The sequence below is a fragment of the Vibrio sp. 1978 genome (genome assembly GCF_033344345.1).
This window is the reverse complement of sequence record NZ_JAWPOP010000003.1, coordinates 44,521-67,348: the sequence shown is the minus strand read 5'-3', so window position 1 is coordinate 67,348 and position 22,828 is coordinate 44,521. Positions and strand designations below refer to the sequence as shown.

21 protein-coding genes are annotated in these 22,828 nt (G+C 44.6%); 11 read left to right on the top strand and 10 right to left on the bottom strand.

Going from position 1 to position 22,828, the window contains the following annotated elements; translation table 11 throughout:
- Window positions 1–2: 2 nt before the first annotated feature.
- Window positions 3–2,408, top strand: coding sequence for a phenylalanine--tRNA ligase subunit beta (gene pheT, locus R8N49_RS04080; RefSeq protein ID WP_053303165.1), 2,406 nt, complete (start codon window positions 3–5; stop codon window positions 2,406–2,408).
- A gap of 214 nt (window positions 2,409–2,622) precedes the next feature.
- On the opposite strand, the gene R8N49_RS04075 is transcribed toward pheT, so the two are convergent.
- Window positions 2,623–3,504, bottom strand: a complete 882-nt coding sequence (locus tag R8N49_RS04075; RefSeq protein ID WP_005377901.1) for an AEC family transporter — start codon at window positions 3,502–3,504, stop codon at window positions 2,623–2,625.
- A gap of 534 nt (window positions 3,505–4,038) precedes the next feature.
- Between R8N49_RS04075 and ihfA the strand changes: the two genes are divergently transcribed.
- Window positions 4,039–4,335: an integration host factor subunit alpha gene (gene ihfA, locus R8N49_RS04070; protein ID WP_005377899.1), complete on the top strand. Its 297-nt coding sequence runs from the start codon at window positions 4,039–4,041 to the stop codon at window positions 4,333–4,335.
- 121 nt (window positions 4,336–4,456) lie between these two features.
- Here ihfA and R8N49_RS04065 read toward each other — a convergent pair whose 3' ends face one another.
- Window positions 4,457–5,236 carry a phosphoribosylglycinamide formyltransferase gene (locus R8N49_RS04065; protein ID WP_025766820.1) on the bottom strand — a complete coding sequence of 260 codons (780 nt, stop codon included), beginning with the start codon at window positions 5,234–5,236 and terminating at the stop codon, window positions 4,457–4,459.
- 314 nt (window positions 5,237–5,550) lie between these two features.
- Between R8N49_RS04065 and R8N49_RS04060 the strand changes: the two genes are divergently transcribed.
- Window positions 5,551–6,201, top strand: coding sequence for a thiopurine S-methyltransferase (locus tag R8N49_RS04060; protein WP_021707633.1), 651 nt, complete (start codon window positions 5,551–5,553; stop codon window positions 6,199–6,201).
- A gap of 72 nt (window positions 6,202–6,273) precedes the next feature.
- Here the strand turns inward: R8N49_RS04060 and purT are convergent, their stop codons facing one another.
- The 7 genes from purT to R8N49_RS04025 form a co-directional block, all read right to left on the bottom strand.
- Window positions 6,274–7,449: a formate-dependent phosphoribosylglycinamide formyltransferase gene (purT, locus tag R8N49_RS04055; protein ID WP_054866055.1), complete on the bottom strand. Its 1,176-nt coding sequence runs from the start codon at window positions 7,447–7,449 to the stop codon at window positions 6,274–6,276.
- Window positions 7,450–7,592: 143 nt separating this feature from the next.
- Entirely contained in the window at window positions 7,593–8,480 is an 888-nt protein-coding gene (gene cdd, locus R8N49_RS04050) for a cytidine deaminase (protein WP_005377892.1), read from the bottom strand.
- A 430-nt stretch (window positions 8,481–8,910) separates the two neighbouring features.
- Window positions 8,911–9,588 carry an LrgB family protein gene (locus R8N49_RS04045; RefSeq protein WP_005377888.1) on the bottom strand — a complete coding sequence of 226 codons (678 nt, stop codon included), beginning with the start codon at window positions 9,586–9,588 and terminating at the stop codon, window positions 8,911–8,913.
- Between the two features lies 1 nt (window position 9,589).
- A complete protein-coding gene (locus R8N49_RS04040) occupies window positions 9,590–9,964 on the bottom strand; it encodes a CidA/LrgA family protein (RefSeq protein WP_005397786.1) in 375 nt (124 codons plus the stop codon).
- Window positions 9,965–10,019: 55 nt separating this feature from the next.
- Entirely contained in the window at window positions 10,020–11,441 is a 1,422-nt protein-coding gene (gene sbcB / locus R8N49_RS04035) for an exodeoxyribonuclease I (protein ID WP_047100708.1), read from the bottom strand.
- A 157-nt stretch (window positions 11,442–11,598) separates the two neighbouring features.
- Window positions 11,599–12,972, bottom strand: coding sequence for an L-cystine transporter (locus tag R8N49_RS04030; protein WP_005377885.1), 1,374 nt, complete (start codon window positions 12,970–12,972; stop codon window positions 11,599–11,601).
- A gap of 200 nt (window positions 12,973–13,172) precedes the next feature.
- Window positions 13,173–13,862 carry an NAD(P)H-binding protein gene (locus R8N49_RS04025; RefSeq protein ID WP_005377884.1) on the bottom strand — a complete coding sequence of 230 codons (690 nt, stop codon included), beginning with the start codon at window positions 13,860–13,862 and terminating at the stop codon, window positions 13,173–13,175.
- A 248-nt stretch (window positions 13,863–14,110) separates the two neighbouring features.
- Between R8N49_RS04025 and cobT the strand changes: the two genes are divergently transcribed.
- The 8 genes from cobT to btuD all read left to right on the top strand — a co-directional run bounded on the left by cobT (window position 14,111) and on the right by btuD (window position 22,176).
- Entirely contained in the window at window positions 14,111–15,154 is a 1,044-nt protein-coding gene (gene cobT, locus R8N49_RS04020) for a nicotinate-nucleotide--dimethylbenzimidazole phosphoribosyltransferase (protein ID WP_005377883.1), read from the top strand.
- Window positions 15,154–15,960 (top strand): adenosylcobinamide-GDP ribazoletransferase, encoded by an 807-nt coding sequence (locus R8N49_RS04015; protein WP_054576446.1) that lies wholly within the window; start codon window positions 15,154–15,156, stop codon window positions 15,958–15,960. Before cobT ends, R8N49_RS04015 begins: the two co-directional genes overlap by 1 nt.
- Window positions 15,957–16,490 (top strand): bifunctional adenosylcobinamide kinase/adenosylcobinamide-phosphate guanylyltransferase, encoded by a 534-nt coding sequence (gene cobU, locus R8N49_RS04010; RefSeq protein WP_042521941.1) that lies wholly within the window; start codon window positions 15,957–15,959, stop codon window positions 16,488–16,490. Before R8N49_RS04015 ends, cobU begins: the two co-directional genes overlap by 4 nt.
- Window positions 16,491–16,501: 11 nt before the next feature.
- Window positions 16,502–17,116: an alpha-ribazole phosphatase gene (cobC, locus tag R8N49_RS04005; RefSeq protein WP_042521940.1), complete on the top strand. Its 615-nt coding sequence runs from the start codon at window positions 16,502–16,504 to the stop codon at window positions 17,114–17,116.
- Window positions 17,117–17,244: 128 nt separating this feature from the next.
- Window positions 17,245–19,041: a M3 family oligoendopeptidase gene (locus R8N49_RS04000; RefSeq protein WP_042521938.1), complete on the top strand. Its 1,797-nt coding sequence runs from the start codon at window positions 17,245–17,247 to the stop codon at window positions 19,039–19,041.
- Between the two features lie 274 nt (window positions 19,042–19,315).
- Window positions 19,316–20,344, top strand: a complete 1,029-nt coding sequence (locus R8N49_RS03995; RefSeq protein WP_005377878.1) for a succinylglutamate desuccinylase — start codon at window positions 19,316–19,318, stop codon at window positions 20,342–20,344.
- An 82-nt stretch (window positions 20,345–20,426) separates the two neighbouring features.
- Window positions 20,427–21,422 carry a vitamin B12 ABC transporter permease BtuC gene (gene btuC, locus R8N49_RS03990; protein WP_042521936.1) on the top strand — a complete coding sequence of 332 codons (996 nt, stop codon included), beginning with the start codon at window positions 20,427–20,429 and terminating at the stop codon, window positions 21,420–21,422.
- Window positions 21,409–22,176 (top strand): vitamin B12 ABC transporter ATP-binding protein BtuD, encoded by a 768-nt coding sequence (gene btuD / locus R8N49_RS03985; RefSeq protein ID WP_186584319.1) that lies wholly within the window; start codon window positions 21,409–21,411, stop codon window positions 22,174–22,176. Before btuC ends, btuD begins: the two co-directional genes overlap by 14 nt.
- Before the next feature lie 70 nt (window positions 22,177–22,246).
- Here the strand turns inward: btuD and R8N49_RS03980 are convergent, their stop codons facing one another.
- The gene (locus tag R8N49_RS03980) at window positions 22,247–22,822 is read right to left on the bottom strand and encodes a nucleoside triphosphate pyrophosphohydrolase family protein (RefSeq protein ID WP_005397767.1); all 576 of its coding nucleotides are present in this window, start codon (window positions 22,820–22,822) and stop codon (window positions 22,247–22,249) included.
- Window positions 22,823–22,828 lie beyond the last annotated feature (6 nt).

Genomic DNA, 22,828 nt, shown 5'->3' with positions numbered 1-22,828 from the left:
ACATGAAATTCAGCGAATCATGGCTTCGTGAGTGGGTAAACCCTGCGGTTACTACTGACGAGCTAACTCACCAAATTACAATGGCCGGTCTAGAGGTAGACGACGTTCTTCCTGTTGCAGGTTCTTTTACTGGCGTTAAAGTCGGTCACGTTGTTGAATGTGGTCAACACCCAGATGCAGACAAACTGCGCGTAACTAAAGTTGACGTGGGTGAAGAAGAGCTTCTAGACATTGTTTGTGGCGCACCTAACTGTCGCCAAGGTCTGAAAGTAGCAGTAGCAACAGTTGGTGCTGTTCTTCCAGGTGATTTCAAAATCAAAAAAGCGAAACTACGTGGCCAGCCATCTCACGGCATGCTTTGTTCATTCACTGAACTAGGTATCGACGTTGAGTCAGACGGTATCATGGAACTAGCAGAAGACGCAGTAGTCGGTACCGATTTCCGTGAATTCCTAGGTCTAGACGACGTAACAGTAGACGTAGACCTAACGGCAAACCGCGCTGACTGTTTCAGCATTCGTGGTCTAGCTCGTGAAGTTGGCGTACTAAACCGTGCTGACGTGACAGAGCCATTAGTAGAAGCAGTTGCCCCTTCAATCGACGATAAAGTGTCTATCGAAGTGAAAGCTCCTGCTGCGTGTCCTCGTTACCTAGGTCGTGTTATTAAGAACGTAAACGTTCAAGCTGAAACACCACTATGGATGCAAGAGAAACTGCGTCGTTGTGGTATTCGCTCTATCGACCCTGTAGTAGACATCACTAACTACGTTCTTCTAGAGCAAGGCCAACCAATGCACGCATTCGATCTAGCGAAGATCGAAGGTGGCATCGTAGTTCGTATGGCTGAGCAAGGTGAGAAGCTAACGCTTCTTGACGGCAACGAAGCAGAACTAAACGCAGATACACTAGTAGTTGCTGACCACAACAAAGCACTTGCAATCGCAGGTATCTTTGGTGGTGAAGAGTCTGGTGTAACAACTGAGACTAAAGACGTTCTACTAGAGTGTGCATTCTTTGCACCTGACCACATCCGTGGCCGCGCACGTAGCTACGGTCTTCACACTGATTCTTCAATGCGTTTCGAGCGTGGTGTGGATTACGCACTACAAGTGAGCGCAATGGAGCGTGCAACACAGCTTCTTGTTGAAATTTGTGGTGGTGAAGTTGCACCTGTTGTAGCTGTAGAATCTGAAGCAGACCTACCTAAGCCAAACAAAGTTGCACTACGTCGCACGAAACTAGACAACCTACTAGGTCACCACATCGCTGATGCTGATGTAGTAGAAATCCTAGAGCGCCTAGGTTTGACTGTTGAAGCTTCAGAAGAAGGTTGGGTGGCAGTAGCGCCAACATGGCGTTTCGATATCGCTATCGAGCAAGATCTGATTGAAGAAGTTGGCCGTATCTACGGTTACGACAACATTCCTAACCAAAACCCAGCAGCAGCACTTAAGATGCACAACCACGTTGAAGCGGATCTTCCACTGAAACGCGTTCGTGATCTTCTTGTTGACCGTGGTTACCACGAAGCAATCACATACAGCTTCGTTGAGCCTGAGCAGCAAAAGCTAGTTGTACCTGGTGTTGAGCCTCTAGTACTTCCAAACCCAATTTCTGCAGACATGTCAGCAATGCGTCTTGGTCTTATCCAAGGTCTGCTGAACACGGTTGTTCACAACCAGAAGCGTCAACAGCCACGCGTTCGTCTATTCGAATACGGCCTACGTTTCATCCCATGTGAATCTGCAGAAAACGGCATGCGCCAAGAGCCTATGCTAGCGGGTGTTATCGCTGGTACTCGCGGTGAAGAACATTGGGATATCGAAACTAACACGGTTGATTTCTTCGACCTTAAAGGCGATCTAGAAGCGATTCTAGAGCTATCTGCGAACGAAAAAGCGTACTCTTTCGCTGCACTGTCACCTGAAAGCAAAAAAGCTAACCCAGCACTTCACCCAGGTCAATCTGCGGCAATCATCGTAGATGGCAAAGAAGTGGGCGTGATCGGTACCGTTCACCCTGAGCTTGAGCGTAAGTTCGGTCTAAATGGTCGTACTATCGTATTCGAAATCGAATGGTCTGCAATTAACAGCAAAGTGATCCCAGAAGCGGTAGCACTTTCTAAATTCCCTTCAAACCGTCGTGATATCGCGGTAGTAGTGGATGAAGCTGTTGCATCTGGTGACATTGTTAACGCTTGTCTAGAGCAAGGTGGCGAGTTCCTTAAAGATGCAAAACTGTTCGACGTTTACGTAGGTAAAGGCGTTGAAGAAGGTAAGAAGAGCCTAGCAATCGCTCTGACTCTACAGTCACTTGAGCGTACGCTTGAAGATGCAGATATCGCTGGTGCGGTTGACGCTATCGTTGCTCACGTTTCTGAGAAGTTTGGTGCGTCTCTACGTGACTAATCTCGCGTAACGTATCTTCTTAAGAAATGAAAACCCTGCTAGTTTGGCAGGGTTTTTTTATTTTTAGGATTACCTTATCGTTGTTCAAGTTCCTTACTGCTCGCACCACCCCTCATTATTTTAAAATACTAGACCAAACTAGGGATGGCCCTTACCCGAGATTAGGAACGTATTGTTTTTCAGCTAATACACGCTAACGATAGCTTATTGGCGGTTAGGCAGCGAGTGAGAGGGTATAGCTAAGCAGAAGAGGCAGCGTAAGAATGCTGAAAAAGTTGCCAAATAGTACCATTGACGCCACCTTCATGGGTTCTATATTCAGTCTTTCCGCAAATAGGTAATTCATGACGGCTGGCGGCAGCATTGTGAAGAGCACCATCATTTGCAATTGCATCGTTGGAAGGGGAATTAACCAATAAATAAGTGCAAAAGCGACAGCACCAGTTGCCAGTGACTGCACGGTACACAACACACCAATCTTTAAACCGTCCAACCGTAAATGACACATTTGTGCCCCCAGAGATAAAAGCATCACGGGTACGGCCGCTTGCCCAAGTAGAGCAGTGGCTTCGTATAAAGGCGCCCATGCACCCACATTTGACACGTTGAGAAACAGAGCCAACGACGCTGCTAAAAAGATTGGCATCTTGACTATTTGCTTAAAAGGGTTGCCATGACTAAGCAGCATTACGCCTAAGCTGATATGCAAGCATGCTGACACGACAAATAAAAGCACTGCTGACGACAGCGCAATTTCTCCAAACGTATAGGTAAACAAAGGAATAGCTAGATTTCCGCTATTCCGAAACATATGTGGTGGCGCCCAGGTTTTAAACGAGAGTGACGTCCATCGACATACCGGGATCATGAGTAGTGCGGGAATTAAAACCGCAACAATTGCCGCCAAAAGAAGCGGCCCCTGATTTGAATCGAGCGGCATGCTAACGAGTGACGAAAATACCAGTGCTGGCGTAAAAACCTCAATATTAATGCGGTTTATTGGGCGAAAGTCAGGCTTGATGTAACGACCGACCAAATAGCCAACTCCGACAAGAGCAAAAACAGGGAAAAGAATATTTATGATTTGATTAATCATGGTCGCCTAGAAGCAGTGTAAGAAGCTAATGAGGAAATACACGAACTTCCACATTATCAATCTTTATATATGGCGTCATCGTTAAACAGCGAGAAGCGTGGGTTTAATCAAGCTTTCAAAGCACAGTTGCAAAGTACAGGTGGTCATACCTTTTAATCTAATTGTTACGTATCGAGTTACATACAAATCACTGAATTTACGACAAGTTCTATGTCAAGTGTCTGTTAAATAACCAATATCTGATATTTTTATTAAATAGTGTTTAATGTTGATATTTAAACTACTTTTAGTTTTATAATCTGGATGTTTTTCCTGATAAAGATGAAACAAAAACAAAAATATCAAATTTCTGGCGTTTAACAATAATTTACGTAGTGCTATTCCTTTTGTTCGCCAAGAAAAAAGTTGGCGAAAATCATAAGCTTGTCATACACTTCCTGATGTAACCCCGATATGTTGTTGAATTGGTAGGGTAAAACTGCTCTGGCGCTACACTAACGTAGCATTGTTTAACATAGCTTTGAGGAAAGTTTTATGGCGCTCACAAAAGCCGAACTGGCAGAAAACCTGTTTGATAAATTAGGATTTAGTAAGCGGGACGCCAAGGAAACGGTGGAAGTGTTCTTTGAAGAGATTCGTAAGGCACTGGAAAGTGGCGAACAGGTAAAACTGTCAGGTTTTGGTAACTTTGATCTTCGTGACAAGAATGAACGACCTGGTCGTAACCCGAAAACTGGTGAAGATATTCCAATTACTGCTCGACGTGTAGTGACTTTTCGCCCGGGTCAGAAGTTAAAAGCTCGTGTAGAAAACCTGAAGAAAGTACAGTAAGCCGAATAAATGGATCACGCTAAGGCGTGGTCTTTTTTTGCGTAAAATTCGTGTGCATACAAATGAAAACCACCGCAATGCGGTGGTTTTTCTGTTTATGAGAGACGCTTAATGATATCGGTTACGCCGCTTCTAGATGCGTTGTTAAGTATGGTTGCCATGCTTGTTGGTACAAGTTCTTAGACTGTGTACGCATGTTGCGAATAGAGGCAAGCTCTATTTCGCTTAGCTCACGTTTTTCCAACATCGCTTGACGTTCTAGTTTCTGGATTTTTTCGTATAGGTCGTGTTCGGGACCGCTTTTTACATCTGCGATTGCTTTCAAGTGCAGTTGAACTTCGGCTACTAGGTTTGTTTTTGGTAAACGAACGAGCAAGTTCAAGTCTCTATATCCTGAAGGGCCAGGTTTTTTGAATCGATTTTTTACTTTCACAATAGTTGTTTCACGCTCTAACGTTTCATAAATGGAGACTAAGCTCGCGACGTCTTCAGCTACAATCGTTGCACGTGCTAGGTCAGTAATACGTTCAACTTTCCCATCTAACTCTAAAGCTATCTTTTCTTCTGCTCGTTGTTTGGATTTCACGCCTGCGAAGTATGGCTGAGCGTCATTAAGAAGTGCGGTACTCTTACAGATAGTTTCAAGTTCAAATTGTGCTTGGTGAGCTTTGCTGTAAAGAATGTCGAAGTCAGAATATGGCTGAGTTGGTGTGGTGTCGATTGACTGAATGCCATATAAACCGCTAAGGCTGTGTTTAAAAAGTTTCGAACAAACTTCGTTTTGGCTGGTTGAACGATTTTGTTCGCCACTAGGCGCAGGGGTAATTGGAAGTGCGGCAAATGCCGGTGCACGGCTAAGTACCAAAAGCATCAATGCTGTAGTACGAAGAAATAAGCTCATTCACTCTCCTTAACTTGCTTGTACTTAGAAAATAGGGAACATAAAGGTCGCTAAGTTCGGCAAATCAGGTACTAACTTATAAATGGGGCCATTACGAAAGATTCCAAGGTTTCAGTTTTATCTTGAAGTAGAATCGTGCGTTAGATCACCATTCTCTTTTCTTTATTCTGATTATCAGATAAAGGCGCGTCTCCTATGAGACCGATTACATCCTATCACCGCAGTATTAACCAAAGATGAACGGCATAGACAAATTGAAAAAAAACGTTAGTCTTACCTCTCAAAATGAAAACAGCCGACAAGTAGAAAGTAAAATGAGAGACCAAGAATTTTGGCATAACAAATGGGCCAGCAATCAAATCGGATTTCACTTGGAAGATGTAAACCCGCTATTACCAGTATATTGGAAACACACTAATCCAAAGCGTGAAGATAAAGTGTTAGTTCCTTTATGTGGAAAGTCAGAAGACTTGATTTGGCTAGCGATGAAGCATGATTCGGTTGAAGGCGTTGAGCTAAGCCATATTGCTGTGCGTGCCTTTTTTGCTGAACATTTTTACACGCCAACGGTAACGCCTCTTAATGGCATGCACGAGCTTTATCAATTTGATGAGCTCTCTATTTATACTGGGGACTTTTTCACTGCACCAGTATCTCAAGCCGATATCATTTATGATCGCGCCGCGTTGGTTGCTTTACCGCAAGATATGCGAGAGGAGTATGTAGAGCGTCTCAAGCAACTTTTGAACCCAGGCGGTCGTATTTTGCTTGTTACACTCAACTATCCTCAAGAAGAGATGGCGGGGCCTCCATTTAGCGTGCCGGTCGAAGAGATTGAGCAGTTATTTTCAGGTTACAAAGTTACTTGTTTGAACGTAGATGAAGCTGACGAGAATCATCCTAAAATTGCGAAAAAAGGCTTAAGTCGCTTCTCTGAAGAAGTGTACTTAATCGAGAGTGAATAGGCTCTCTTCGGTTTGGAACACGAAATAGCGCAGCAATTTGAGCTGCGCTATTTTTGTATGAGTGGTTCGTATTTAATAAATGATATTCACTTTTGAAGCACTTTCAACAGCATCTTGAACGGCTTCTTCGGTGGTTTTTCGTCGCGTAAGGACAACACCTAAACGGCGGCGACCATCGATTTCTGGCTTACCGAATAGACGAACTTGTGTTTGAGGTTGAGCTAAAGCTTTGCTTAGGTTTTCAAAGCGAATGTTTGTGGAAGTCCCTTGTCCAAGAATAACAGCAGACGCAGATGGGCCATATTGCACAATATTATTAATTGGCATTCCGGTAAACGCGCGCACGTGGAGAGCAAACTCAGACATTTCCTGCGAAATCATTGTAACCATACCCGTATCGTGAGGGCGAGGAGAGACCTCATTGAAAATGACTTTATCGCCTTTGACAAACAGCTCTACACCAAAGATGCCGTAGCCACCGAGCGCGTTTACCACTTTCTCAGCCGTGTATTCAGCTGCTTTTACTGCGTTTTCTGACATAGCTTGCGGTTGCCATGATTCGCGGTAGTCGCCATCTTCCTGACGATGACCAATTGGAGCACAGAAATGCACACCGTCAACGGCTCTGATGGTCAATAAAGTTATTTCGTAATCGAAGTCGATAAAACCTTCCACGATAACGCGACCTGCACCCGTACGTCCGCCTTCCTGAGCGTAATCCCATGCTTTTGTAACGTCGTCTTCGGTCTTGATAACACTTTGCCCTTTACCTGAAGAGCTCATCACAGGCTTCACCACGCACGGAAGACCCACATGCTCAACCGCGGCTTTGAAGTCTTCAAAGTTATCTGCAAAACGATAAGGTGAAGTCGTCAATTCCAGTTCTTCTGCTGCCAAACGTCGGATACCTTCACGATTCATTGTTAGCCTGGTTGCCTTAGCGGTTGGAACAACATTCAGTCCTTTCTCTTCAAGCTCTACCAGTTTGCCGGTTGCGATGGCTTCAATTTCTGGTACGACGTAAGTAGGTTGTTCCTTCGTAATAACTTCTTCTAAGGCGTTTCCATCTAACATGTCGATAACATAACTACGGTGAGCGACTTGCATCGCTGGAGCATTGGCATAGCGATCACAAGCAATCACTTCTAAACCAAGTCTCTGGCATTCAATGGCGACTTCTTTACCGAGTTCGCCAGAGCCTAAAAGTAATACACGGGTAGCATTTGCGCTAGTTGCAGTGCCAAACATAGTGTTCCCTTACAAAATAGAGTGATGAGACAGAAATTGCAGGAGATCATACTGAAGTTTTATGACAAAGCAAACGTTTGCTTTTGGTTTTTAGGTAATAAAAAAGCTCTACATGTTGTAGAGCTTTTTGTTGAATTTGTCGTTTATACGTTGACAAAACTAAGCGGAATATCTGGATTCAACGCTTCCAACGTTGATTGCGTATCGGCTAAATGACTGATCTTACCTTCTGAGTTCTCTACCAATGCAGCGGCTTTGATGCTGTCAAAGGTTTCACCCGCAAGTAAAACTTGGATTAGCGCAACTTGTAACGGCGGCAAGCTAGGATTGAACGCTGCATTTTCTGCATAAGCGCCTTGGAATACACGGCCGCTAGTCATCTCTAATGCTAAACCACTCAAGTTGTTGGTGTATGGTGAGTGGCTCATGTTCATCGCTTCAACTGCACTTTGGATGAGTGCGTCTTCATCATCACATGAGAACTGGTGTTTAACTTCTGCCATTAAGCCGGACTCGATACCGAGATCGTTTGGTCCAAAGGCTTCAGGCAGGTATTCATGAAGTGACTTTTCTTCGCGTTCTGGGAGCTGGATTTTAAGCTCGTTTGCGGTAGATAACTCATTCATGAACTGGCGGCAGTGACCACATGGGCTGAAGTTGATAGTGATATCCTTAACACCACGTTCGCCTTTCATCCAAGCATGGCTAATCGCAGACTGCTCTGCGTGAACCGTTTGACCCAACTGTACACCAAAGAATTCCATGTTGGCACCGAAGTAAAGGCGACCTGAAAGACCACGAACGATAGCGCCGACATAAAAGTCAGAAAGGGGAGCATAGGAGTACGCTGCGGCAAAAGGAAGTAGCGCAACACGAAGCTCTTTGTCTGATAGACCGGTAGCTGAAAGCAACTGCTCAAATTGTTGAACTGAAAGCGTAGCATCAAAATCATCAGCTTGGATGATAGGAGCAAGTTGTTTGGAAAGTGCTTCTGGAGCGCCTGCTAGCGCCTGTTCAATGCGACTTTTCATGTTGAATCCTTGTTATTGCATGGACAGTTATTCTATGTGAAAGATAGAAATGTTCCGTGCGTTAGATCACGATAAATAATGCAATTGATAATTCTGTTACATAATTAGAGTGAGCTCACACATGTATTCGATTGCACAGGTGTGAAGCGTTATCTCCGTCTCACAATTAACCATATCAGTATATATTCATATGACCAAGGAGCAGGAGTATGTTACTAACGCGACTTTTACCGCTATGCTACTTTATACCTACGTAATCTAGAGCGAGTGGTAGCACCTAGAATGCTAATGCTATGAATGTATATCTCGATCAAGTCCCTTCACGATATTACTGGGTGAGGTTGATAGATAAGATAGGGTTTTGAAAAGGGTAAGGAAGAAGCGGAAAGGCTACGGCCTGCCGGAAGGAGGGCAGACCGAGAGCGCTTAACTATTGATATAGCCAGACAGCCAAAGCAAAAAAGCTTGGAGCCAAAATAGAAGTTATGATCCCACATAAAACCAATGCGAGTGATGAGAACGCGGCATCTATGGGCTGTTTCTCTGCACAAGTAGCGGTGCCTAAGGCATGAGAGACTGTACCCATTGTCAGACCACGTGCAATCGGGTGTTTAATTCCAATCAAATTGTAAATTGGGTATGCCAAAATTGCGCCCAATAAACCGACAATCAGAACCAAGATCGCTGCAACGGCGGCTTCACCACCGAGGTGACTCGATATTTCCATCGCTATTGGTGTAGTGACGGACTTACCCACTAGACTCGCGATTAAACTAATATCCGCTTTGAAAGCGACTGCGATCAAGGTGGTTGTCATCATCGACATCACACTGCCTACTGTGCAAGCAAAAGTGATGATTCGCCAGTTTGCTTTAATCTGTGGTAGTTGTTCATATAGTGGATAAGCCAGAGCAACTACGGCTGGTTGAAGTAAAAAACTGATCCCTTCGTTATCCGCATAATACGTTTCAAACGGTACATTTAAGTAAGTAAGCAAAGGAATGAGCACTGCAATACTGATCAGCAAAGGATTTGCTAGAGGATTATTCACTTTGATTGCAATTTGGCGCGCGACAAGAAAAACCGCAATGGTAACAACTAACCACATATCAGTGCTTCTCCTTTAACAAGTAGTCCAGCAGCCAAGCGAGGCTGACTAGTACAATGAGTGAGCCTCCAACTGCGCTAGCAATGATAGGGAGGGCATTAGCGAGTAGCATATCGAAATGTTGCATTAATCCGACGCTAATAGGAACGAACAATAAGATCATATAGCGGATAAATAGCGTGGCGCCCGGTTTGACCCAGTCGACTTTTACAAGCCCAAGAGTCATGGAGAAAAACAGTACGAGCATACCGATGACACTTCCTGGAACGGAAACGCCAGTGAACTTTTGAATGGTAATTCCGATGCCAAGTGCTCCCATGATGAGGAAGATTGAAATGAGCAGTTGGATCAGTTGTAAGAATCGTTCTTTAATCATTTTGACAGTATATAAACAACAAGCACACCATAAGGTGCGCTTGTATTAGGAGGAGTTAGGAAGCTAAGCTCTCTACATAACAGTACACGGATTTTAATATCGCAATCTTCTTTTCGTCACTTTCATGTTCGTGAACTAAGTTTTCTAAATTCAGCATGTACTCTTCAATTTGGCTTTCAAACACTTCTCGACAGTGTAGTGCCCAGCGTCTTTGTTCTTGCTCGTCTAATGTGCCTGGGAAGTTACGCGCACGATAGCGGAACAATAGAGGTTTAATACGCTTGTCATCAAATTCAATGTCTAATGCAGCAAGATTATTCGGGTCGGTTTCTCGAATGATATCCATAGCTGCGCGATCAGCCGGAGAAAAGAACCCGTCGTAAAGCTGTGTATCGACGTCATCACTTTTATCGAATTTACGCTCGACTGAAAAGAGGCTAATCAGCTTTTCTCTAATTTCAGGATGTTGGCGCAACAAAGCGAGATTAGCGAGACATTGCTGGCGATCAATGCCAATAGACTCTGCATTTTCAGCCGTTAACGTTTTTGCAGGGGCGAGAATAGGGCATTTGTTCAAATGAACTAGTTTAACTGGCACTGGTAGCAATTCACCAAGATCTTCGCGCTTAGTGTAGAGTCTTTCGTGCAGCTCTTCTGCGGATAGCTCAAGAATAGGTTGAGGGTCTTTCGCTAAATCGATGGTGATAACGGCATTATTATTGGTTGGATGCCAAGCAACAGGCACAATCCAGCTAGTGTACTGGCATTCGCGCCCTAACATGCCTGAAACGTGCATCAACGGTGTCATGTTGACGATGTCGACTAAATCATTGAGCTTGCGCTTTTGGCGCATAGAAAAAAAGTAATCAAACAATTTTGGTTGCGCTGCTTTTACTTTCTTTGCCATTTCGATAGTCGCAATCACATCTGCCATGGCATCGTGCGCGTTACTATGTTCTATGCCGTTAGCCACAGACAAGTGTTCTAATTTAAAGCTAGTGAAGCCATCTTCGTTTTCTGGCCATTCTACGCCTTCTGGGCGAAGGGCATGGCACGCGCGTAGTACATCGAGTAAATCCCAACGCGAGTTACCGTTTTGCCAACTCCATGCGTATGGATCGATAAAGTTGCGATAACAAGTATAACGGGTCACTTCGTCATCAAAGCGAATGCTGTTGTAGCCTAAACTGGTGGTATTTGGTCTCGCGAGTTCAGCGTGAATCTTAGCGATAAACTCTGGCTCAGAAAGGCCTTCTTGAACCGTTTTTTGCGGAGTAATACCAGTAATAAGCGCAGCTTCAGGAGACGGAAGATAATCAGCAGGTGGCTGGCAGTACATGACTAAAGGCTCGCCGATGATATTAAAGTTTTCATCTGTACGAACACCAGCAAACTGGCTTGGGCGATCTTTCGCGGGGTTGGTTCCCCATGTCTCATAATCAAAGAAGAAAAAAGTGGGCTGATTATCTTGGTGCATTCTGCTTACCGTTTACAAAACCGATGACAGTATTAGACCATTCAACGCCTTGACTAGCAACGAAAGATGCAAGTTGAATTTGTGAAAATGAAAAAAGCCGATGGCGAACCATCGGCTTGATATTTTATGTTTTATCGCTTTGGAAGGAATTTGAGTTCTATGCTCGTGTTTCTTCCAATGTTGCTTCACTTTCTGGTGACTTCAGCACTCGGCTAGCAATTGTACCCGCAGTCATTGAGCCTGAAACGTTTAGTGCGGTACGTGCCATGTCAATCAGTGGTTCAATAGAGATAAGCAGTGCCGCGATGGTCACAGGTAAGCCCATTGCAGGAAGAACAATCAAGGCTGCAAACGTCGCACCGCCGCCGACACCTGCAATACCAAATGAGCTGATGGTGATAATCGCAATCAATGACAGGATAAAGTGTAGATCAAGTGGGTTGATGCCCATTGTCGGAGCTACCATCACTGCAAGCATTGCAGGATAGATACCTGCACATCCGTTTTGGCCGATAGTGGCACCAAACGATGCTGATAGGTTTGCAATCGCTGGTGGAACGTTAAGCTTGGTGATTTGCGCTTCTACGTTTAGTGGAATTGTTGCTGCTGAGCTACGAGATGTAAACGCGAAGGTCAGTACAGGCCAGATTTTCTTAAAGTATTCCGCAGGGCTAACGCCAACAAAAGAGACCAATACGCCATGAACAACAAACATCAGTGCGATAGCAACATAAGACGCCACAATAAAGCCAAGTAGGTTTAGGATGTCGCCTGCGCTTGATGTCGCTACCACTTTTGCCATCAGTGCTGCGATGCCGTATGGCGTTAGCGCCATGATCATCTTCACTAATCGCATAACGATTGACTGAGCTGCTTCTACGAAAGTACGAATCGGTGATTCCAACTCTGCTTTTTCCATCATCACTTTACGAGCGGCGATACCAGTTAACACGCCGAAAATCACAACAGCGATAATTGATGTCGAGCGAGCACCTGTTAGATCAGCAAATGGGTTGGTTGGAATGAAGCTAACTAGCATTTGAGGAATAGTTAAGTCACTTACTGTACCGGCACGGCTTTCTAAAACGGCGATACGAGCGGTTTCACGCGCACCTTCAGTTAACCCTTCTGCTGACAGGCCAAATGTCGTTGTCACCAAAATACCGATAAGTGCAGCAATTGCAGTCGTTACTAGAAGAACAGAGATGGTCAGGCCAGAAATTTTACCTAAAGATCCACCTTTCTCCAACTTAACAACTGCAGAGATCATCGATACCAATACTAGTGGCATGATGACCATTTTCAGTAGACCAACGTAGCCACTGCCTACAATGCCTACCCATTCAAGTGTTTGAGCAATTGCGCTGTTGCCTTCACCGTGAATGAGTTGCAAAGCAAGACCAAAAAGAGAACCGGTAACAAGACCGATCAAAACGAGACGTGAAAGAGTGTGTTTCTTTTGTTGCTGATTAAATAGAAAGAACAATATTCCAACAAAGACGGCTAGAGAGGCTATCACTGCAAAATTCATAATTTGACCTTATCAACCAGCCGAAGTGGCGGTTGTTTTTTATACGGGGTTTTATACGGATTTATTTATGGAGCGTAAGATAACGCTCGTGATATAACTTTAAAAATGACAAACGGGTATTAGCTAGATCTAAAATGAATATAAAAACGAGATCTAAGTCGCGTGAGAGTGTGAATTAGCACGTTAATTGTACAAAATGGTTATTCGTAGTGATGCAGTAATTCACGCATTTCTTTCCTTTGTAAGTAAACCACCGAGTCTTCTTGATAACTGAAAAGTTGATAAATCATCGCTTTGGCGACATCTTCTGCTCGAATAGGTAAAAAGTTGGACAGTTTGCCTAGCATAAGTGGGCGAATTACCTTAAACAGAGTTTGTACTAACTTCTCGTCCATTCTTGGGTTTTGACGTTGACCAACAAGCGGGCCTGGGCGAACAAATACGATTTCCTCAAAATCCATAGCTTCGATTCGTTGTTCCATTTGTCCTTTACAAGCTAAGTAATGGGATGGCGATTTACTATTTGCACCGAGGCTAGAAACAACCGCAAGGCGTTTGACTCCGATTGTTTTCATTTGTTGGGCGACTTTGCACACCAGATCAACATCTACTCTACGCAAATTATCCTTACTGCCTGCTTGCTTAAGGGTCGTGCCTAAACAGATAAAGCCGATGGTTGGTGTTGGTTGGTTCTCATCCCATTGGTGGATAGAAAGGTCTGCATCAATGAGAGGAATAAGCTTGTTGTCCACATCTAGGACGCCATCGAGTGGGCGGCGAGAAAGATAATATAATGTTCCAACACCTGATTGATTTATGAGGTTTGCAATGACTTTTGAGCCTACTAAGCCAGTTGCACCGGCGATGATTGCGCAGGTGTTGTTATCCATATCTTTTCTCCTATATGGGAACATAGTCTAAGCTATTGTAGCGGATTTCAACGAGTTACTTATAATCTCGTGCAAGAAAGGTGAGACGCTCTGCGAACTCGGCAGACTATCCTGAGATAAACTTGATTAGCGCTGCCCCAATTGGATGCAAGTGTATACAATAGTGGGCGCGCAAAAACTGTCGCTGAACAAGACCTCTTGAACAACAGAACACCTCTCACCCAGACAACATCAAAGGAACGTAAAAAATGGATGACTCTTTTGCTGCGGAGATACAAGCACGCATAGATAACAAAACCAAACCCGTCGGTTCTTTAGGCTTATTGGAAAAGGTGGCACTGCAGTTAGCTCTTATTCAAAGTCAGAATAAACCTCAGCCAGTTGATTCCATCGCTATCTGCAAACCGAGCATGCTGGTATTTGCTGGAGATCACGGCGTTGCAGAGGAGGGTGTGAGCATTGCGCCAAGCGAAGTCACTCAGCAAATGGTGGCTAACTTTCTCGCTGGCGGCGCAGCCATCAACTGTTTTTGCGACATTAATGGCATTCAACTCAAAGTAATAGATTGCGGCATGTTGGCTCCTATTGATGTGCTGGTTCCAGAATTTAAATCCCATCCCAACTTGGTTGAACAACGGTTGGGTAACGGTACGGCTAATTTTTCTAAACAATCCGCGATGTCCCCAGAACAAGTGGCGTTAGGTTTAGAATATGGTGCGAAGATTGCTGAGCATACCATTTTGCATGGTTCAAACCTCTTAATGTTCGGCGAGATGGGCATCGGTAATACCAGTTCGGCCTCAGCACTGTTATCGGCGCTGAGCTCATTAGATATTGATTATTGTGTTGGCGTTGGCACCGGAATCAATCAACAGCAGTTGAGCCGCAAATATAAACTGGTAGCACAGGGGGTAAACCGATGTCGAGGTCTTGATACCAAAGCGATTCTCGCACAGGTTGGGGGTTTTGAAATCGTACAAATGGTGGGCGCTTTTTTAGAAGCCAAGCGGCTTAAAACTCCAGTTTTAGTGGATGGGTTTATCGTATCGGTAGCGGCTTATATTGCGACGTTGTTAGACGAAGAAACGCGTGAATACATGTTGTTTGCCCATCGCTCTGAAGAAAATGGACATAAATTTGTATTGGAACATCTTAAAGCAGAACCTCTGCTCGACCTTGGTTTACGGCTAGGGGAGGGAACAGGAGCCGCTCTTGCCTTACCCTTGTTAAAAGCTGCCGCTCAGTTTTACAACAAAATGGCGAGCTTCGAGAGTGCAGGAGTTACAGTATAGTGTCAGTCCCTGATAATTCTGAGAAAGTCACGCCGTCATCGTTAAGATACCAGTGGGAGTTATTTCTATTAGCTACCAGTTTTTTTAGCCGCTTACCCGTGCCCCAAGCGTTGCCTTACAGTGAAGAACGCATGAATCAGGCAGGCCGTTACTTTGCGTTAGTTGGTCTCGTGCTTGGAGCACTTTGCGCTTTGGTATTCTCGCTCACCTCAATTTTTTTCCCAGAGTCGGTTGCCATAGTATTAACGATGGTGTTTAGCTTATTGTTAACTGGGGCTTTTCACGAAGACGGCTTGACCGATATGGCGGATGGCATTGGCGGTGGCATGACCGTAGAGCGACGCCTCTCTATTATGAAAGACAGTCGTATTGGCACTTATGGTGCCGCCACTCTCATTATGGCGTTATTGGCTAAGTATGTTTTTTGGAGTGAACTGGCTAACTTGCCGCACTTTTGGTTGGTCATTGTCGTCGCTTACACCGCAAGCCGAGCACTAGCAGCGACGCTTATTTATGACATGCCTTATGTCAGTGACAGTGATACGTCGAAAAGTAAACCGCTAGCAAGTCGCCAGTCTTCTCTAGAAGTCTCCATTTTGTTGTTTACTGGTGGCGTAACATTGCTTGTGCTTGGTATCGCGGATGCGATCTTGATATCGCTTGTTCTCGTGGTATTTCGTTTGATGTTCAAACGTTGGTTAACCAAGAGAATTGGCGGCTTTACGGGGGATTGCCTTGGCGCAGCGCAACAGTTGTCGGAACTGCTTATTTATCTCACTATGATTGGGTTGTATCACTCCTCATGAAGCAATTGATACTCGGTGGCGCGCGCTCTGGGAAGTCGCATTTGGCAGAAAAAACAGCTAAGCAATTATCGGTCGCTTCTCAGCGAGCATTACACTATGTTGCAACCGCGCTGCCATTTGACCAAGAAATGCGAGAGCGAATAGCGCATCATCAAAAGCAACGCGGGGGCGAGTGGCAAGAGCATGAATGCCCCCTTCATTTATCTGAGTTACTGACAAATTTCGCTATCACCGATGTTGTATTGATCGACTGTTTAACCTTGTGGCTCAACAATTGGATATTTGAGTTAGGTGATGAATGTTCCAATGAGAAGCTAGAAGCAGAAATTGAAAAGCTTATACAGGTGGTACGTGGCTCAGATGCGACGTTAATATTCGTCTCTAACGAGGTTGGAATGGGCATTGTACCTTTGGGGGCGGTTAGTCGTTATTTTGTGGATAATGCAGGACGGATGAATCAAAAACTAGCCAGTGTTTGCCATCGCGTTACCTTTGTTGCTGCTGGTTTGCCGTTGGTTCTTAAAGAGTAGGATGGAACAAAATGAAAACACTCAATATCTATCTTGTGCGTCATGGAAAAGTAGACGCTCCACCAGGACTCCATGGCCAAACAGATGTAAAAGTTACGCCTGCTGATCAAGAGAGTATTGCTCGGGCTTGGGCCGAGAGTGGACGAGGTGTGGGTGGAATAATTTCTTCTCCGCTTTCACGCTGTCAAGAACTGGCAAACATCATTGCTGAACAGCAATTATTACCAGTAATGACGGATGAGTCTTTACAAGAGATGGCATTTGGTGATTTTGATGGTATGCCTTTTGATATGCTCACTAAGCAGTGGAAAAAGCTAGATGCTTTTTGGCAATCGCCAGCACAACATACGTTGCCGAATGCTGAGAGCTTAAGCACATTTTCTGAGCGCATATGTCGCGTTTGGTCTCAAATCATCAACGATATCAATGACAATCTACTTATCGTCACGCATGGTGGCGTCATTCGTATGATTCTTGCTCATGTATTGGAGTTAGATTGGCGTAACCCAAAGTGGTATTCGACGTTGTCGATAGGAAACGCTTCTGTCACGCATTTAACAATTACCATAGATGAGCAAATTTACGCCTCGGTGCGTTCGATTGGCGTACCTCTTTTAACTCGTTAATTTATAAATATTAAAATGCCCAGAACGATATTGCTTACGGGCATAGTCACGGAAGATGTCAGTGGAAGCCCATCTGCTAGGTGCAGGAAGCGAAAATTGACTCAGTTACATAAAAAGGAAATATAGAAATGACAACGCCGAGTTGGGATTTGTCCATCGTTTATAACGACCTTTCTGACCCACGAATTCAAGACGATATTGCTCTTGTAGAACAATGTATTGATCTTTTGAATAAACAATCAGCAGATTGTGGCAACGTAGAGATCATGCAAAATGCGATTTTGACCAATGAAGCTGCGAGTCGTTTAGCGGGCACAGTTGCAAATTTTGCGAGTTGTTATGCTTCTGTTGATGCAACAAACGCCGAAGCGAAATCGTTACTTGGTAAAATGACCCGCATCTTTTCGGAGCTTTCCCAAGCGTTCAGTCCCTTTGATTTGACATTAACTCATGCCGACGAAGAGTTTATCTTGCGCGTGTTAGACCATGAGAATCCTGATATCAGTGGGCAAGCTTTTTCTATCTTGAATTCTAGAAAGTTGGCGGATACTCGTCTTAGCAACGCAGAAGAACAGTTACTGGCTGCGATGAGTGTGGATGGCAAATCGGCTTGGGGTAACCTATACGATAACCTGACTGGCTCATTGAAAGTGAAGCTTGAGTACACAGATGGTAATAGTGAAGAGCTTGGGTTTTCTCAAGCGGCAAGCATTCTTTATGGTTCTGAATTCGAGCGTCAAGAAGCCGCGTGGCGAGGCGTACAAGATGCAATGCAAACGCACCAAGAATCATTCGCTGCGATTTTGAATGCGTTAGCAGGATGGCGCTTAACTGAAAACAAAAAGCGTTCTACGAAGCGTGAAGTTCACTTCCTAGAGCCGAGTTTGCATGGTAGCCGAATCCAAGCTGAAACTTTAAATGCGATGATGACCGTAGCCAAAGACAGTCGAGCTATTGGTCAGAAAGCGGGTTTATTGATGGCGCAAGTACATGGTCTGGATGAGATGAAACCTTGGAATCATCTGGCGGCTATGCCTGCTTTGAGCGGTGAAGCGAAGGTTTACGACTTTGATGAAGCGATTGAGGTTATTTGTGAAGCATTTGAAACAGTAAACCCTGAGATGTCGGAATTTGTCCGTTTGATGGTACAAAATGGTTGGATTGATGCCGCGCCAAATGCTAACAAGCGTCTTGGCGCATACTGCACCAAACTGCCAGCAACGCGAACACCGCTTGTGTTTATGACTTGGAGTGGCAGCCGGTCAGACCTTATGACTCTGGCACATGAACTTGGCCATGCGTTCCATAACTGGGTTATTCGTGATTTGCCACTTTGCCAAACTTACTACCCAATGACGTTAGCAGAAACCGCCTCTATCTTTGCAGAAAACATCGTTCGTGATCATTTGATTTCGAAAGCTGAGAGCGTTGATGAAAAGCTCGAGATGTTGTGGGAAGAGTTGTCATCTGCGCTAGCTTTAATGATCAACATTCCGGTTCGCTACGAGTTTGAAAAATCGTTTTATGAACGCCGCCAGGATGGAGAGTTAACCGCAGATGAATTCTGTGAGTTGATGTCAGAAACTTGGAAAGAATGGTATGGCGACGTAATGAGCGAACCGGATCCGTACTTCTGGGCAAGCAAGCTGCACTTTTCTATTGATAGCGTGAGCTTTTATAACTACCCATACCTATTTGGTTTCTTGTTTAGCAAGGGTATCTATGCACAGCGAGAAACCAAAGGCGAAGCGTTTTACACCGATTACATCAATTTGCTGCGCGATACAGGCTGCATGATGGCGGAAGATGTCGTCGAAAAGCATTTGTCGATGGATTTAACCCAGCCAACGTTTTGGCAGCAGAGTGTTGAGCTAGTGCGTGAAAAAGTCGATGAGTTTGAGCGTTTGCTCGCACAGCGCGGCTAAGTTTTTCGCAGTGTTGATGCATAATCTGCTTTATAGCTACAAAAATTTGATCAAATCATAATGATCTTAATCAGGGCTGTGGTAAAGTTCACAGCCCTAACACTTTGTAATTGTTTGAAAATTAAACGCCTCAATGCTTGATTTGAGTGCCTGGCGCGAAAAGGCATCGGATTTTCGAGGGAAATAGTGATTTCTACTCATAAGTGAGATCGCAGCAACAAAAATCCTTTGTACAATTTATTAACATATCCGCCGTGCTATTAAGGAGTAACGCATGACGAAGTCTCTCTTTCGCCAATCGTTTTTAACTGACACGTTAGATGTTCATATTGATGTTGCACCAGCGGAGCAGGTGCTTTCTAACGGTGTAAAACTTAAACTCTATCAGCGTGGTGTATTAGAAGTAATCCCTGCGAATTATACTCAGGATACGAAGAACATCATCATCTCTTGTGGGGTTCACGGAGATGAAACCGCACCGATGGAGCTGGTGGATTCCATTATTCAAGACATAGAATCTGGGTTCCAGACGGTCGATACCCGTTGTCTGTTCATTATCGCTCACCCAGAATCCACTCTGGCGCACACGCGATTCCTCGAAGAAAATCTCAACCGTCTGTTTGACGAAAAAGAACACAAACAGACAAAAGAGCTTGTTATCGCCGATACGCTTAAGCTGCTTGTTCGAGATTTTTATCAGGATACCGACCCGACAACACGCTGGCACCTTGATTTACACTGCGCGATTAGAGGCTCGAAGCACTATACGTTTGCAGTAAGTCCTAAGACTCGTCATCCTGTGCGCAGCAAGGCATTGATCGATTTCTTGGACAGTGCACACATTGAAGCAGTGCTCCTGTCAAACTCACCATCGAGCACGTTTAGCTGGTACAGTGCCGAGAATTTTGGTGCGCAGGCTCTCACAATGGAGCTTGGCCGTGTGGCTCGTATCGGTGAAAATGACCTCGATAAACTGACCGCGTTTGATTTGTCTTTACGTAATTTGATTGCGGAAACGAAGCCAGAACACTTACCAAAACCATGCATTAAGTATCGCGTAAGTCGCACAATCGTTCGTTTGAACGAAGACTTTGACTTTATGTTCGACGACAATGTTGAAAACTTCACCTCATTTGTTCACGGCGAAGTGTTTGGTCATGATGGCGACAAACCATTAATGGCGAAGAATGAAAACGAAGCGATTGTCTTCCCGAACCGCCACGTCGCAATAGGTCAACGTGCAGCTCTGATGGTTTGTGAAGTGAAAACCCGTTTTGAAGAGGGTGAGTTGGTTTACGATTAATCCAACATTGCTTTGAGAAGTTAATTGCAATTTACCGAGGCTTAACTGTAAGGTTAAGCCTCGTTTGTTTTTATCGGCCGCTATGGATTTTCAACAACTTATCCTGAACAAGGAACGACGCTGGCAACGTAACCTGATGGTTATGTCGATCGTGCTCGCTGTACTCTCTGCCATTCACTTGATGGTCGGAGAAATTTTCCTTTCTCCTTTTCAATCCTTATCTGCATTTGAACAGAAGTTATTGGTGGACTTGCGTTTACCGAGGTTAGTGTCTGCGGCAATTATTGGTGCTGCGTTAGCGGTATCTGGCGCGACGTTACAAGTGTTGCTTGGGAACGTGTTGGCTGAACCTGGCGTGCTTGGTATCTCTGGTGGCGCAAGCTTAGCAATGGTCTTAATCATGTTCGCGTCACCTGTTCTTCCTACCCCGATTGTTTTTATGTTGGCAGCGATTGCTGGCTCGATGGTATTCACGTTTGTTTTGGTGGCGATAGCAAGGGCAATGCACCTGACGACGGCTCGATTGCTTTTGGTTGGGGTCGCATTGGGTATTTTATCGAGCGCGATTGTGACGTGGGCATTTTACTTTAGTGATGATCTCAGTTTACGCCAACTGATGTATTGGTTAATGGGCAGTATTGGCGGTGCAAGTTGGTATCAACATACCGTTACTTTGGTGATGTTACCGGTGCTTATCTGGTTATGTTGTAAAGGCAAGTCGCTTGATAAATTGATGCTGGGTGAGATTCATGCGACCCAATTGGGTGTCGATGTGCATCAAATGCGTTGGAAATTGATCCTCGCCATTTCTGTTTTGGTGGGTAGCTCAGTCGCTTTGGGTGGCATCATCAGTTTTGTTGGTTTGGTGGTGCCGCACTTGTTGCGTTTGGCTTTTGGTACGGAAAACCGTTATTTATTGCCACTTTCTGCAATATCTGGTGCTGCGTTGCTTGTATTTGCTGACATCGGCGCAAGACTGTTATTGGACTCCGCAGAGTTACCTTTAGGTGTCATGACAACATCGATTGGCGCACCTATTTTCATCTGGATGCTGGTGAAGAGTCATGATGCACGTTAAACATATGTCGGTTGGTAGTCGATTATTGCCTCTTTCTTTTGAATGCAAAGCTGGCGAAATCGTACATATCGTTGGGTCTAATGGTTCCGGTAAGAGTACTTTATTGGCTGCGATTTCTGGTACGTTAAGTCACCGAGACGGTATGAGTGGTGAAGTGTACGTTGGCAACAAAAACTTGCTTACTTTACCGTTGTCAGAGCAAGCTCATGTTCGAGGTTATTTGTGTCAGCAATCGCGCCCAGCGTTTAATGTTGATGTGTTTCAGTATCTCGCTTTATCTCTGCCAAGTGGTGCTGAGATTGCGGATATCAAAGTGCGTGATGCTGTCAATATGGTGGTGGAGCTAGTACAACTGCAAGATAAGCTTCATCGCAGTATTCAAACATTATCCGGTGGTGAGTGGCAGCGTGTCCGATTAGCAGGTGTATGTTTGCAGGTGTGGCGTACCATTAATCCTTTTTCGCAGTTTTTAATTTTGGATGAGCCAGCAGCACCGTTAGATATTGCGCAAGAGGGTCTGCTCTATCAATTGATTAACACTATGGCGGCGCAGGGAATTGGAGTATTGGTTGCTAATCACGATCTCAATCGCACATTAAAGCACGCAGATAAAGTATTGCTGCTTAACAACGGTGTGCTGCACTCATCAGGAAGTGCCGATACTGTGCTAACGGAAGAAGCTCTCGGGGAAGTGTTCAATACTCAAGTCAAAAAGGTCATCGTAGATGAGCAACCTTATTTAATCTTTGATTAATGTTTAGGGACAATAAAAAACGACCTACTTGAGGTCGTTTTTTTTTAATCGAGATAGCCAAACTCAACGCTTATTGAGTTAACGGTTTTAGATCTGCAGGGCGGTAGTAAACAGATTTGAGTACTTTGCCTTTACGAATGGTTTTACCTTCCGATACGAAATCTTCGGCGCATTTCGCGATGATGTATTCACCTTTCTGCACCGCCATCAACTTGATGCCTTGTTCTGCGTAGAATGCTTCTGTTTCTGAGTACTCTTGCTCGTTACGGCATACTTTGCTCATGTTGCTTGAGTGCACTTCATCCCAGCAAGGAATAAATTCAATACCACGGTTTACTGCAACGTTTAATAGAAGATCAATTAAGTAGCTGATCGCTAGGTTGTCTTCTACTTTGCTGTGGCCAAGATGAACGAGACGGCCCATTAATACATACACGCTGTCTACGATGGCATCTGCTTGCTCAGTTTTACAATCTGCTTCTGCTAGCTCTGTTAGCTCTTCGATCGCCAAAGAGGTGTGTAGTGTATCTGCTTGTGCATCAAGGCTTGCAGCGTCTGCGACTGGTAAGTCGAACGTACTACGGAACTCGGTGATATCACGGTATAAGTGATCAAAAATCTCTTGGGTTAGCTTTGACAGTTGCATTCTAAT